Origin of the sequence: Methanolinea sp., assembly GCA_030055515.1 — an archaeon.
GTDB lineage: Archaea > Halobacteriota > Methanomicrobia > Methanomicrobiales > Methanospirillaceae > Methanolinea_A.
Window position 1 is genome coordinate 74,404 of the sequence record JASFYI010000003.1, and the last position, 13,032, is coordinate 87,435.

The window sequence follows — 13,032 nt, forward strand, 5'->3', positions numbered from 1 at the left end:
GACTGCAACTCCTGCCCCCGTTCCCGCCATCGCGGGAGACAGGGGCGGGAGCAAACGGAGATCTCCCGCGCCCGCGGAGAGCACCGCGTCCGCGCGGGTGGGTTTCTTCGAGAGGGTCCTCCCGAAAGATAAACTAAATAATGCTATATACTAGGAAATCAGATTGTCTACCGAGCCTGATCAAAAAATGGATGGATCCACGGAGGCGGAAACCTGAAATGCGCTCGCACTTCGGAGAGGCGGACGTGAACAAGTACAGGAAGTTCAAGAAGGTCGACGGGGCGACTTACCAGAAGGTGAACCAGTTCCTGCGGAAGAGGACCTACATCACCGCGAGGGAGTGGGCGATCGCGCGGCTCTGCACGGATTTCAGGACGAGGAATGGCGCCGAGATGACGTTCATCGGGCAGAATCTCCCCCGGCTCGTGCCCTTCATGAAAGAGCCGTACACCCCGCAGGCGGTCAACCAGGCCCGCAACTCGTTCAAGAAGAAGGTCTACAAGTCTGGCGCGACCTTCTTCTACGGCGCGCTGTGCGGCTTTTTCACGAGCGAGGAGCTCGACGACCTCCTCTTTGAGGCTAGCGAGGTCGCGCGTTTCCTCCTCGAGGTGGAGAGGACGTCGATAGAGATAGACGACGAGATAGAGATCGAGGACCGCATCACCGAGGTGATGCGCAGCGTCGGGAAAGCCGCGGCCCACATCCTCAGGACGAGGGCTGAGCAGGAGGAGTCGGCCGAAAAAGGCCACGAAGCGACCGGGAACGGGGATGGCGAGTCAGGATCGGCCGGCAAGGATTCCCCGCGAGTATCTCCCCCGCCCGGCGCCGGCGACGCCCCGGGGAGGGAGGGAGAGTGAGGGTCATCCACGTCTGCGGGCCCTCGGGTTCCGGGAAGACCACGCTCATCCGGTCGCTCGTCCCCCTCCTCTCGGGCACCGGGCAGGTGGCAGTCGTCAAGCACCTGGGACACCACCGGTTCGAGCTCCCCGCGGGGAAGGACACGACCCTCTTCCTCGACGCGGGCGCGACTGCATCGGTGGGGATCGACAGCGGGAGGGCGGTCATCGTCAGGAATGACGCATCCCTCCGGCAAGTCCTCGACGTGCTCTCCCTCTCCGGGACGAGGTTTGCACTCGTCGAGGGGTACAAGTCGCTCCCCCTCCCGAAGGTGATCACGGGCCCGTTCCCGGGCGCAGAGAACGTGGTGCTCGAGAACCCACGTCCCGGCGACGTCCTCGACCATCTCGGGATATTCCCCGAGTACTTCTCCCCCGAGGGGCTCGCCCGCGAGGTGTGGGCCGAGGGCCACGTCGTCGCGACCGGGTCCTTTCCCACCCGGGCGAGTCTCCTCCCCCCCGCGGGGAGAAAAGAGTTTTATGACCGCTTTTTCCCATTGATAGGTGAGATGCAGGAAGTGCGGCCGGGAGCGGCGGCGGTGAGGACGAGGGTTCACCTCCACCAGGGCCTCTACTTCGGCGGCGAAGACGTGGTGCTCTTCGCGGTGGGATGCCCGTCCGCCGGGATGGTCCCCGCGGCTGTCTCGCGGCTCTCCGCGCGCATCGACGCCGCGGTGAGGGATGCCCTCGCGGGCGCGGGGTGAAAGGGCGTGACGACGAAGAAGCTCGAAAAGCGGTTGTTCGGGACGAACGGCGTGAGGGGGGTCGCGGGGACCGAGATGACCCCCGCACTCGCACTCGAGATCGGCCTTGCCCTCGGGACCATGCGCCCCGGGACAGTTGCCGTGGGAATGGACACGCGTACATCAGGCCCCGCGCTCGCGAGCGCGCTTAAGTCCGGCCTCCTTGCCGCCGGCTGCGACGTGGTCGACTGCGGCATCCTGCCCACGCCTGCCCTCCAGTACATCGTCAGGGCCCACTTCGACGCGGGAGCGATGGTCACCGCCTCCCACAACCCGCCGGAGTACAACGGGATAAAGGTCGTCGAAGCCGACGGGACCGAGATGGACGACGAGGGGAGCCTCGCCCTCGAGGGCCTCATCTTCGGGAAATCCGCGCGGATGGTGGCGTGGGACGCGGTCGGGCGCGAACGTGCCGCACCCGACCTCGTGGAGGAGTACGTGGACGCGGTCGCAAAAGCGCACCCCCCGGGGACCGGGGAAGGTATGACCGTCGTCGTGGACCCCGGCTGCGGTGCCGCGGCGGCCACGACCCCCGAGATCCTCAGCCGGATGGGGTGCCGCGTCATCACCCTCAACTCCCAGATGGACGGGACATTCCCCGGGAGGCTCCCCGAACCCTCCCCCGAGGGCCTCGAGCCCCTCGCGAGGCTCGTGGTCGAGACGGGCGCGGCTTTCGGAGTCGCCCACGACGGGGACGGGGACCGCGCCGTCTTCGTGGACGAGAGGGGGAATTTCATCGAGGAGAACCTCGAGTTTGCGCTCGTCGCGGACCACGTCTGCAGGGGGAGGAAGGGGGTCATCGTCACGCCCGTGAGCACGTCCCGCCTCGCAGAGGTCGTGGCCCGCAGGCACGGCTGCCGCGTCGTCTACACCCCCGTGGGGAGCATCTACGTGGCGAGGACAATGATCGCGCTCGCCGCGCAGGGCACACCGGTCGTCTTCGGGGGCGAGGGGAACGGCGGGCTGATATTCCCCGGGCACCAGCTCTGCAGGGACGGGGCCATGACCGCGGTGACGATGGTCTCCCTCCTCGCAAGTTCCGGCGAATCCCTCTCCACCCTCGCCGGGAAGATGCCCCGGTTCTCCCTCATAAAGGAGAAGTTCAGGGAGAAGGACCCCGAGGGGCTGATTGCCCGGCTGAGGGAGCACTTCTCCGGCGAGAACCTCGACCTGACCGACGGCATCAGGATCAACAGGGGCGACTCGTGGGCCCTCGTCCGTCCCTCGGGGACCGAGCCGCTCGTCCGCGTGATGGTCGAATCCGAGTCGGAAGAGACGGCGCGCCGGTTGTACGGGGAGATAATGGAGTTCATCCACCGGTAGCGTCACCTTTTTTGCACCCGGAATTTCGGGAGGAGCACTCCCTTTCCCGCCTTTCATAAACCATATGTCGCGATACAAATGCCGGGCGCGGATGGAAATGCAGATAACGTTTCGCGTGGCAGATACACCGGGGATCACTCCTGTGGGAGCGTCGTGGGAGCCGACCCGGAGCAAGACCATCGAGGTCCGGATCGCGGGGAGGGTGCAGAAGGTCGGACTCAGGAACTGCGTCCGCCACATCGCGGGGAAGCTCAACATCAGGGGCGAGGTGATGAACCTGCCCGACGGGACCGTGAAGATCACCGCGAGCGGAGACCCTCTCACGCTCGACAAGTTCGTCTCGATGATCTACGGGTGCCCGCGGGCCCACATCCGTGACATGGAGATCTGCGAGGTCCCCTTCAGGTCATTCCCCGACTTCTCGGTCGTTTACCCTGCGGAGTGACCCGTCCTCCGGGACCTTCACGACGAACTCCGTCTTCTTCAGGAGTGAGTTCTTCAGGGCGAGGACGTGGGAATCAATCGTTTCCTGCCGGATCGTGCGGGAGAGCCTCCCGAGGATCTCGTGGATGAGGTCGTCGGAGAGGATGCACCGGTCCTGCCCGCACTCGTAGTCGTCGCCCGAGAGCCCCTCCCTCGCGATGGAGAAGACGGGGTCATCGACCATCGCGGGCCGGAAAGGGTCGCACAGGTCGTGCACGAGCGCCCCCGGTCCCTTCGAGAGGAAACCGACGTCCGGGTCGAGGTGTGCCCCGACGACCGCGACGCACACGTTCCCGAAGAGGATACCGTGCGCGAAGGAGAGCATCGCGTTGACGGGATCCCTGTGGGGCCGCGGGAGCCGGCGGCGGAACCCGAGGCCGGGGGGGACGGTCCGCGCGAGGACCTCGTAGTACATGTCGGATATCAGCCTGTGCACCCTCCGGACCTCCTCGAGCCTGACGAGGTACTCGAGCTCCGCGAGGCTCTTTTCGAGTATCTCGAGCTCGCCCTCGTAGAAGAGGGGCCGGCCGAGCCTCTCCTGTAACCGGGTGAGGGAGAGGATCCGCGCGTGGCCACTCCCCTTCGCGAGTGCGAGAGCGTAGGAGTGGGGGAATGCCTGTGCCTGCGCCTCCCTCACGACCTCATCGTGGCGGAACCCGAAGGGCTCGAGGAACCCGAGCGGCTCGCCGTCGGCGCTGAAGAACGAGATGCATGACCCCGCGGAGAGGAGGCGCTGGACCACGGACGTGTGGAGGGTGTGCCCTCCCATGACGAGGAGGTGCCGGATCCCGGCGATCGGTATCTCGTCGACGCGGCCCTTCTTCTGGACGACGAGGGCACGGGGCGTTGCCTTGATGTGCGCCCCGAATCCGGACACGAGGAACCACGGGACCTCCCCGTCGCCGTTCTTTTCCATGCCTGTCTCGCGCACGAGGCTTCCAGCCTATTGTAATCCTTTCCCGGGCATAAATACCACGGTATCCCGCGGGGTCTTTCAGGCGCGGCGGGAATGCCATGCCATGACTTGGCAATATTTTTCACCCCCCGGCACGAGTTTATGAGAGTGTGACGAATCCCGTCCCCCGCGGGATGTTTTCCGGGTGCCCGGCGGGATGACACGACGGGATAACTGGTGAGAGAATGCGGGAATGGCCAAAAATAGCGGTTCTCGGGGTATGGTGAACATGTACTGGGACGAGAAACACGAGACCCTCCCGAAAAAGGAGCTCGAGCGCCTCCAGCTCAAGCGGCTCAAGAAGACGCTCGTCCATGTCCAGAACGTGGAGTTTTACAGGAGGCAGTTCCGGGAGGCGGGGATAAGACCGTCGGATATAAAGACGCTCGAGGACGTGCAAAAGCTCCCCTTCACCCGCAAACAGGACCTCCGCGACGGGTACCCGTTCGGGTTCTTCGCGGTCCCCATCCACGAGGTCGTGCGCATCCACACCACGTCCGGGACGACCGGGAAGCCCACCGTCGTCGGTTATACGAAGAAGGACCTCAGGACGTGGGCGAACCTCATCGCGAGGAACATGACGATGGTCGGGCTCACCGACAGGGACATATTCCAAAACATGGTCAATTACGGGATGTTCACGGGGGGGCTCGGGTTCCACTACGGGGCAGAGCTGATCGGGATGACGGTGATCCCGAGCGCCACGGGGAACACCCGCAGGCAGATCGAGATGATCCACGACTTCGGGGTGACCGCCATCCACTGCACCCCTAGCTACGCCCTCCACCTCGCCGAGGTCGCAGAGGAGATGGGAACGGGCCTTGACTCGCTCCGGACAGGCCTCTTCGGGGCGGAACCGTGGTCCGAGTCCATGAGGAAGGAACTCGAGAACAAGCTGGGCGTGACGGCGTACGACTCGTACGGGCTCTCGGAACTGTTCGGGCCGGGCGTCGCATTCGAGTGCACCGAACGCGACGGCCTCCACATCTGGCACGACTGCTACCTCGTCGAGATTGTCGATCCCTCGACGGGGGAAGTCCTCGGAGAGGGCGAGAAGGGGGAGATGGTCGTCACGCCGCTCGTAAAAGAGGCAATGCCCCTCGTCAGGTACAGGACCGGCGACATCACGATGCTCCTTGGAGACGGGTGCGCGTGCGGCCGGGGCCAGAAGATCGCACGTATCATGGGCAGGAGCGATGATATGCTTGTGATAAGGGGGATCAACGTGTTTCCATCCCAGATAGAACATGTGCTCCTCGGCATCCCGGAGGTGGGGAACCAGTTCATGGTGTACGTGGACAGGGTCAACCACCTCGACGAGCTGACGATCGAGGTGGAGGTCAACAGGGAGTACTTCTCCGGTGAGCTCCAGGACCTCGCGAGGATACAGAGAAAGGTTGTGAAGGAACTCCGCGACGCGCTCGATCTCCGGACGACCGTGAAACTCGTGGAACCGGGATCGCTTCCCCGGTTCGAGGGGAAGGCAAAGAGGGTCATCGACAGGAGGGGGGATAGCGTGTGACGGGCGCGTGGGACCCCCGGATTGAGTACATGCCGCAGGAGGACTTGAGGAAACTCCAGTACCGGCTCTTGAAGACACTCGTGTACAGGCTCTACAGTTTCTCCCCATTCTACCACCGCCGCATGGAGGAGGCGCGGGTCCACCCCGACGACATAAGGGCCCTCGAGGACATACGGAAACTCCCCTTCATGTACAAGAAGGATCTCCGCGACAATTACCCCGACAAGCTCTTCGTCGTGCCCCAGGAAGACCTCGTCAGGTACCACGTCTCGTCCGGCACGACGGGAAAGCCCACGGTCGTCGGGTACACGGAGAGGGACCTTGAGAACTGGACGATCTCGCTCGCCCGCGCCCTCGTCTCCTGCGGGCTCGGTCGGGGTGACGTGATCCAGGTGAGCTACGGGTACGGCCTCTTCACGGGCGGGCTCGGGCTCCACTACGGGGCCGAGCGGATCGGCGCGACGGTGCTCCCGACGAGCGTGGGGAACACGGAACGGCAGATCGAGCTGATGCAGGACCTCGGCGCGACGGCGATCGCCTGCACGCCGTCCTACCTCCTCCACATCGGGGAGGTCGCGGAGAAGATGGGGGTGAGCATCCCCCACGACACAAAGCTGAGGGTGGGGATCCTCGGCGCCGAACCGTGGTCCGAGAACATGCGCCGGCGCATCCAGGAGTGGCTCGGGATCAAGGCATACGACATCTACGGGACGAGCGAGCTCTACGGCCCGCTGTTCTGCGAGTGCACGGAGCAGAAGGGCTTCCACGTCTGGGGAGACCTCGCGTACGTCGAGGTCCTCGACCCCAAGACGCAGGAACCGCTCCCGCCCGGGGAACGCGGCGAGCTCGTCTTCACCATGCTCCAGAAGGAGGCAATGCCCCTCGTCAGGTACAGGATCGGGGACATAAGCTCTCTCGAGGAGGGCATCTGTCCCTGCGGGAGGACGCACCCCCGCGTCCAGAGGATCACCGGGAGGGTGGACGACATGCTGATCATCCGCGGGATCAACGTCTTCCCCTCGCAGGTAGAGTACGCCCTGATGACCATCCCCGAGGTCGGCAAGCACTTCCAGATCATCGTCGACAGGAAGGGGGCGCTCGACGACATGCTCGTCCAGGTGGAGCTCTCGCCGGAGGCGTTCTCTGACAAGATCCCGGACCTGATGCAGGTCAAGAAGAAGGTCGAGCACAGGTTGAAGAGCATCCTCAACGTGGGCGTGTCCGTGGAACTCGTCGAGCCGGGTTCCCTCCCCCGGTTCGAGGGTAAGGCAAAGAGGGTCATCGACAGGAGGAAGTTCTGAAGATGGGAGTCGACAGGTACATCATCAAGCAGATATCGGTCTTTTCCGAGAACAAGCCCGGCAGGCTGGCGGCAATCGCCAAGGCACTCCAGGAAGAGAGGATAAACATCCTCGCCTTCTCGATCGCGGAGGCGGACGGTTTCGGGGTGGTGCGGGCACTCGTGGACAACCCGCAGAAGGCATACGAGAAGCTCTCGAAGATCGGTTTCAACGTGGCATTCACCGATGTCATCGCCGTCCAGATGAGGGACGAGCCCGGCGGTCTCTACGAGATCGCGAGGATCCTCGGCCAGGGCGGGATTAACATCGAGTACGCCTACGCCTACACCGGGAAGGAGTGCGCGGTCCTGATCCTCAGGGTCGACAACGTCGAGGCAGCGATTGAGGCACTCCAGAAGGGTGGCGCGCGGCTCCTCGAGAGCGCCGTCTTCCGGTGAAAAGGGCCACCCCTACTTCTTTTCCCAGCGGGCGAGGTCGGATACCCGGGAGAGCGTGCTGCCCCGCCGTATCTCCTCGCGTATCCTCTCCTCCGTCTTCTTCACCTCGAGCGCCCTCCGCGCCACCTCGGCCGCGCGCTCGCGGGGAACGACGACCACGCCGTTTGCGTCCCCCACGATCCAGTCGCCGGGCCGGACTGTCTGGCCGCCGCACCTGACCTCCGCGTTGATCTCCCCGAATCCCTTGGGTTCCCCCGCGTTGGGCGTCACCGCCCTCGCAAAGACTGGGAAACCGAGGCGCCGTATGTCGTCGGCGTCCCTGACCGCGCCGTCGACGACGACCCCCGAGAGGCCGCGCGCCATCGCGCTCAGCGTCGCGAGCTCGCCCCAGCACGCCACGTGCGTGGCACCGTCGTTGTTCACCACGATCACGTCGCCCGGCTGCGCGATGTCTATCGCCTCCACGGGCTTTGCCCAGTCCCCCGCGAATCCCTGCACCGTGACGGCCCTGCCCACCATCCGGGCCTCCCCGCAGAGGGGAACGATCCCTATCATCGCCCCCTTCCGGTGCATCGCGTCAGAGACGTGGGGGGTCGAGACGGAGGAGAGGATCCTGCGGATCGCGGATTCGGGGGATTCCCTTTCCTGCCGCGGGACGGCGGGGCTGTCGATCGCGGCGCGGACTTCCCTCGCCGACGCCGTCACGTCGGCAGACTTCGTGATGGCGCTCCCCACGATCACGATGTCCGCGCCCGCGGCGACCGCGAGCGGCGCGGTCTGTGCATTGAGGCCGCCAGCCGCGGCGAGCGGGATCCCGACCGCGTCGCGGATCGCGGAGAGGACGCCGAGGGGGCTTTCTCCACGCATCTGCTGGTCGATCCCAACGTGGGCGTTGACGATGTGGACGCCCATCGCCTCAAGCTCCCTCGCGCGGGCCACCGGGTCGGGGACGCTGATCAGGTCGGCCATCAACCTGACGCCGTAGAGGTCTGCGGCCCTCACCGCCTCGGCGATCACGGCGTCGTCGGCCACGGCGAGGACGCACACGACGGAAGCCCCTGCCTTTGCGGCCATCTCCACCTCGAGCGCCCCGGTGTCCACGATCTTCAGGTCGGCGACGACGGTGTGCGCGGGGAACGCCTCGTGCAGCGCCCGGACGGCCGCCATCCCCTCGCTCTTCACGAGGGGGGTCCCGGCCTCGAGCCAGTCCACCCCGCCCCCGATTGCCTCCCGGCCTATCTGGAGGGCGCGGTCAAGCTCCGTGAGGTCGAGCGCAACCTGGAGAATGGTCCGGCCGCGGGGATTTCCCCCCTCCCCGCCGGTGCCGGGACTCCGGTCCTTCCCGGGTGGGTTCACCGCCTGCCACCCTCCGGAAAAACCGGTCACCTACTCCTCCGAGTACGTGTCGTAGAATGTCACCTCGTCGAGGATCTTCTTCCTCTGCACGGTGACCTCCGCGGGGTACCCGGCGGAAACGAGCGAGACGAGCGTGTACTTCTCGGGAACGGAGAGGAGCTTCCGGATCTCTTCCGCGTACGGCTTCTTGTCGCCTGCAACCCAGCAGCTTGCGACACCGTAGGCCCACAGCCCGAGGATGAGGTTTTCGGTTGCCGCGCAGCAGTCCTCGAGGTAGTACTTGGCACCCTTCTCCCCGAACACGGCGAAGCACACCTGTGCATCCGCGATGAACTTCCCGTGGTCGGTGAGTTCCGCGATCCTCGCGAGGAGACTCCTGTCGCGGACGACACCAAAGAGCCACGGCTGGAGGTTCATCGCCGTCGGTGCCTGGCGGGCACACTCGAGTGCATCGCGTATCACGTTCTCCGCGATGGGCTCGGGCTTGTATTTCCGCACGCTGTGGCGTGACTTGATGATGGTGGTGCCAATGTTCATGGATTTCCCATTCGGTGCGGGAGGAAAAAAAAGTGACCCCCGGCCGCGCCCGGTCCACTCACCCCTGCCTCCGCGCGGCGCGGAACGCGAGGACGGCGCCGAGCGCGAGCACCGCGGTCGCGGGGAGGAGCCCCTGGGCCCGCGTGGGCGTGGGAGATCCCTGTGGCTGGACCATTGCCGCCGGGGCAACGGGAACTGCCTCCCCGGTGGCCGGCGGGGTCGTTCCGGGAGGTAGAGGGGTCCCGGGAACGGTCGCCGGAGGGACCTGCACGGTCACCGGGGGGCTTGCTCCCGCCGTGGCGGTCGTTGTCGGTGTCGCGATCAGGGGATTGACCCTCTGGAGGAGGAAGGAGACCGTCCCGCTCTCGGTCTTCCCGGTCGAAGGGTAGTTCTCGTGCATCCCGTTCGCCTCGCAGCGGACGGTGACCCTGTACTCGCCCACGGGATACTCCGGGGAGCCCGTCTGCCACACCGGTCCCGTCTCGAACGTGGGCGAGTCGACGACCACGTCTTTCAGGGAGAGGCCGCCGAGCGACGAGAGGGAGAGGCCTCCGGGCCCGGAGACCTCGAGGGTGAGGGGGACCCCGCGGCAGCCCGGCCGGCGCGAGAATACCCAGAGGTTCGTGTCGATCCGGAACCCGACCGCGTCCCCCTTGGGGACCCACGACGCGTCCTTTCCCACCACGAATCCCGACGTGGCATCGACGACCCTCACCTCGAGGGTGGGTTCCGCGACGTAGAAGACGAGCCTGTTGTCCGGCAGAAGGAACCACGGGCCCGTCTTCCCGGAGAACGTGGCGGGCGAGACGTAGAACGACGAGGGGTCGGCGACCGTCACGCGGGCCGAGGGCACGCCCGACGTGCTCCCGCCCGGCCCGTAGTACGCGAGGACGGATCCTGCCTCCACCCCTGCCGCCGAGAGGTCGAGTCCCTCCTCGCCGATGAACACCCACTCCCCCGCGGGGATCTCCCCGCACCCCGCACCCGCGTGGACGGCGATGGTGGAAAGGAGCGCGGCGAGAACCGCGACCATGGAAAAGAGGTCCTCTCCCTTCATACAGTGGAAGGATCACGGGGTCTCTTCTAATACCTTTCTGCCCCGCGGGGAATAGACCCGGGAGGGTGCCGGGCGGAACTTACCCCGGCACGAGCCCCGTGATCGCACCCCACATGTTCTGGAATCCGTGCGTGACGAGGACCGCGGGGTCTATGCCCAGCATCGGGAATATGAAGATGAAGTAGAGGACCGTCCCGAGCGTGCTCCCGATATTCGCGAGGGCTGCGACGAGGACGACGCGGAAGAGGGGTATCCGCATCATCTCCGAGATGCTCTCTGCCTCGAATACCCTCCGGAAATCCGACGGCGCGGGTTTCCTCACCCTCGCCTCGACGAGCGCCGCGAACCAGCCCGCGGCAACGAGGGGGTTCAACGCCGTGAACCACGAGACCGCAAATCCCGTGAGGGCGGAGAGGGGGTGCCCGCGGGCAGCGAGGGTGAAGGCGGCGGCGAGAACGCCGTGGAGCAGGACCCAGTAGACGAGCGCGGAGAGGAGGACGCCGGTTCCCACGCCCGAGAACGCGATCGCGAGGAGGAGGAGGACGAAGAGGGCGGTCACGCCGGCGCCGAGGATCTTCCCCCAAGGCCTCGGTTTCACGTCGGCGGTCAGCTCGTTGACGGGGATGATCCCGGCGGGGGAATCGATCAGCCTTTTCACGCCGGCCACGTGGCCCGCGCCGATGACCGCGAGCACCCTTTGGTGCCTCTCCCGGAGCGCGATGAGGTTGTGCGCGAGGTACGAGTCCCTCTCGTCGATGAGGGCACGGGCACCGTTCGGGGAGAAGCGCCTGAACTCCTCCATCGCGACGGAGAGGACGTCCTCCCTCTTCAATTCCTCGACGTCGATATCCCCGGGGTCGAGGCTCGCCATCGAGGCGGCGAGGGCGTAGAGGAGCCTCGCCTTCTCGAGGAACGAGAGGGATCTCCAGAACCTCCGAAGCGTGATCCCGATGTCCCTGTCGATCAGGGCGACGGGGATGTTCCGCGCCTCCGCCTCCTCGATCGCGGCCTTCATCTCCGCGCCGGGCTCGACCCCCATGTCGAGGCCGATGCGCCTCTGGAGGTACGCGAGGATCCACTGGACGAGGACCTGCGTGAAGTTCCTCGCCTCGAGGATCTCGTCCACGGCCGGGTCCCTCGCCTGCTTCTTCAAGACCGCGTACCGGGCGGGGTCAAGCTCGACTGCGACGACGTCCGGAGAAAACTCCCGTATCGCGGAGCGGACTTCCTCCACGCTTTTCGCGGAGACGTGGGCAGTCCCCACGATCCGCAGTTCCCCCGTCACAGCGGGTACACCCCCGCGGAATCGACGACGTACCTCCCCGGGTCCCCGGGGAGCCGGGAGAACGCCTCGCGGACCCTCGAGAACTCCTCCTCTTCCGCGGCCGCCCTCGAGAGCAGGGCGCGCGCGATCCGGAGGGCTTCTCCCCTCCCGATCGGTCTCCCGAGCCCGCGGCACGGGTACACCCGGAGGCGCCCCCCCTCGAGCGCGAAGGGGTACGTCCTGCAGATCGCGGGCCTAGCCGAGTACACCGTGCACCCCCCGCCGGAGAAGAACAGGCAGTCACCGCGGGGGCGCCGGAGGACCCGGCCGAACGTGACCGTGCGGCCCCCCGGGAGCGGGATTTCCTCCGGGTACGGTTCCGAGACCTCGCCGGGATCCATCCCGGAATACGCGGCGATGGCGGAGATCTCCTCCGGGGATACCATCACGAGGTTTCCATCCCCCTCGCCTGCCCTGCAGCAGTCCCCACAGCGGGTGCACTCGAAACCCATTCCCTCGATGAGCGAGGCGAGGGCCCGTGCGTCAGGCAGGCCGTTCTCGCCGCTCATGTCCCGTGTTCCCTGCATATCGCGTCGAAATTCCGGTAGACTCTCCACCCGTCCCGGGTATGGCTGACCTCCGGGTGCCACTGGAGGCCGTAGATCTTCTTTTCGGGATCCGCGATGGCCTCGTGGGCGCACACCGCGGACCGCGCGAGGAGCGAGAAACCGCGGGGCATCGCGGTGACCTCGTCTGCGTGGGATGCCCAGACCATCATCCTCTCGGGGTATCCCTCGAGGATCTCCGATTCCTGCACGATTTCGACCTCCACGGGCCCGTAACCGCCGGCCTTCCCGGGAGCGACCGCGCCGCCGAACTCCCTCGCGATGACGTGGAGGCCGAGGCATATCCCGAGGACCGGGATGCCGAGGTGGAGGAAGAGGGGGGAGTTCCCGCACCGGGCGATGTCCGGGCCGCCGCCGAGCACGATCCCGCGGCAGGCACCCGCGACCTCCTCGGGGGGCGTCGTGTTGGGGACCATCCGCGCGCCGATCCCGAGGTCGCGGAACATCCGGAGGATGAGGTGGTTGAACTGCCCGTGATTGTTGACCACGAATATGGGGAGCATCCTTCCTCCTTGAATGTGGCCCCCCGGAG

The 13,032-nt window shown here is 66.0% G+C and carries 14 protein-coding genes; 7 read left to right on the plus strand and 7 right to left on the minus strand.

The window, feature by feature from the left end; all coding sequences use genetic code 11:
- Window positions 1-218: 218 nt before the first annotated feature.
- The 4 genes from QFX32_06610 (at window position 219) to QFX32_06625 (ending at window position 3,407) form a co-directional block, all read left to right on the plus strand.
- Window positions 219-857, plus strand: coding sequence for a DUF5806 family protein (locus tag QFX32_06610; protein ID MDI9633711.1), 639 nt, complete (start codon window positions 219-221; stop codon window positions 855-857).
- A complete protein-coding gene (gene mobB / locus QFX32_06615; protein MDI9633712.1) occupies window positions 854-1,600 on the plus strand; it encodes a molybdopterin-guanine dinucleotide biosynthesis protein B in 747 nt (248 codons plus the stop codon). Before QFX32_06610 ends, mobB begins: the two co-directional genes overlap by 4 nt.
- 6 nt (window positions 1,601-1,606) lie before the next feature.
- Window positions 1,607-2,962, plus strand: a complete 1,356-nt coding sequence (gene glmM, locus QFX32_06620; GenBank protein ID MDI9633713.1) for a phosphoglucosamine mutase — start codon at window positions 1,607-1,609, stop codon at window positions 2,960-2,962.
- A 142-nt stretch (window positions 2,963-3,104) separates the two neighbouring features.
- On the plus strand, window positions 3,105-3,407 hold the full coding sequence (locus QFX32_06625) for an acylphosphatase (GenBank protein ID MDI9633714.1): 303 nt from the start codon (window positions 3,105-3,107) through the stop codon (window positions 3,405-3,407).
- On the opposite strand, the gene cas1 is transcribed toward QFX32_06625, so the two are convergent.
- A complete protein-coding gene (gene cas1, locus QFX32_06630) occupies window positions 3,369-4,376 on the minus strand; it encodes a CRISPR-associated endonuclease Cas1 (GenBank protein MDI9633715.1) in 1,008 nt (335 codons plus the stop codon). The genes QFX32_06625 and cas1 overlap by 39 nt on opposite strands.
- Window positions 4,377-4,629: 253 nt before the next feature.
- Here cas1 and QFX32_06635 point away from each other — a divergent pair, with 253 nt between their 5' ends.
- The 3 genes from QFX32_06635 to QFX32_06645 are packed head-to-tail and all read left to right on the plus strand — an operon-like array spanning window position 4,630 to window position 7,660.
- Window positions 4,630-5,922: a phenylacetate--CoA ligase gene (locus QFX32_06635; protein ID MDI9633716.1), complete on the plus strand. Its 1,293-nt coding sequence runs from the start codon at window positions 4,630-4,632 to the stop codon at window positions 5,920-5,922.
- Between the two features lie 29 nt (window positions 5,923-5,951).
- On the plus strand, window positions 5,952-7,223 hold the full coding sequence (locus QFX32_06640) for a phenylacetate--CoA ligase (GenBank protein ID MDI9633717.1): 1,272 nt from the start codon (window positions 5,952-5,954) through the stop codon (window positions 7,221-7,223).
- A gap of 2 nt (window positions 7,224-7,225) precedes the next feature.
- Complete coding sequence (locus tag QFX32_06645; GenBank protein ID MDI9633718.1) at window positions 7,226-7,660, plus strand: ACT domain-containing protein; 435 nt, start codon at window positions 7,226-7,228, stop codon at window positions 7,658-7,660.
- A 12-nt stretch (window positions 7,661-7,672) separates the two neighbouring features.
- Here the strand turns inward: QFX32_06645 and QFX32_06650 are convergent, their stop codons facing one another.
- From QFX32_06650 to QFX32_06675, 6 genes are all read right to left on the minus strand, one after another.
- Window positions 7,673-8,947 carry an orotidine 5'-phosphate decarboxylase gene (locus QFX32_06650; protein ID MDI9633719.1) on the minus strand — a complete coding sequence of 425 codons (1,275 nt, stop codon included), beginning with the start codon at window positions 8,945-8,947 and terminating at the stop codon, window positions 7,673-7,675.
- Between the two features lie 99 nt (window positions 8,948-9,046).
- Entirely contained in the window at window positions 9,047-9,553 is a 507-nt protein-coding gene (locus tag QFX32_06655) for a nitroreductase family protein (GenBank protein MDI9633720.1), read from the minus strand.
- A 58-nt stretch (window positions 9,554-9,611) separates the two neighbouring features.
- Complete coding sequence (locus QFX32_06660; GenBank protein ID MDI9633721.1) at window positions 9,612-10,610, minus strand: DUF3821 domain-containing protein; 999 nt, start codon at window positions 10,608-10,610, stop codon at window positions 9,612-9,614.
- Window positions 10,611-10,689: 79 nt separating this feature from the next.
- Window positions 10,690-11,895, minus strand: coding sequence for a TraB/GumN family protein (locus QFX32_06665; GenBank protein ID MDI9633722.1), 1,206 nt, complete (start codon window positions 11,893-11,895; stop codon window positions 10,690-10,692).
- Window positions 11,892-12,443 (minus strand): YkgJ family cysteine cluster protein, encoded by a 552-nt coding sequence (locus QFX32_06670; protein ID MDI9633723.1) that lies wholly within the window; start codon window positions 12,441-12,443, stop codon window positions 11,892-11,894. Before QFX32_06670 ends, QFX32_06665 begins: the two co-directional genes overlap by 4 nt.
- Window positions 12,440-13,003 (minus strand): GMP synthase subunit A, encoded by a 564-nt coding sequence (locus QFX32_06675; GenBank protein ID MDI9633724.1) that lies wholly within the window; start codon window positions 13,001-13,003, stop codon window positions 12,440-12,442. Before QFX32_06675 ends, QFX32_06670 begins: the two co-directional genes overlap by 4 nt.
- Window positions 13,004-13,032: the final 29 nt, after the last annotated feature.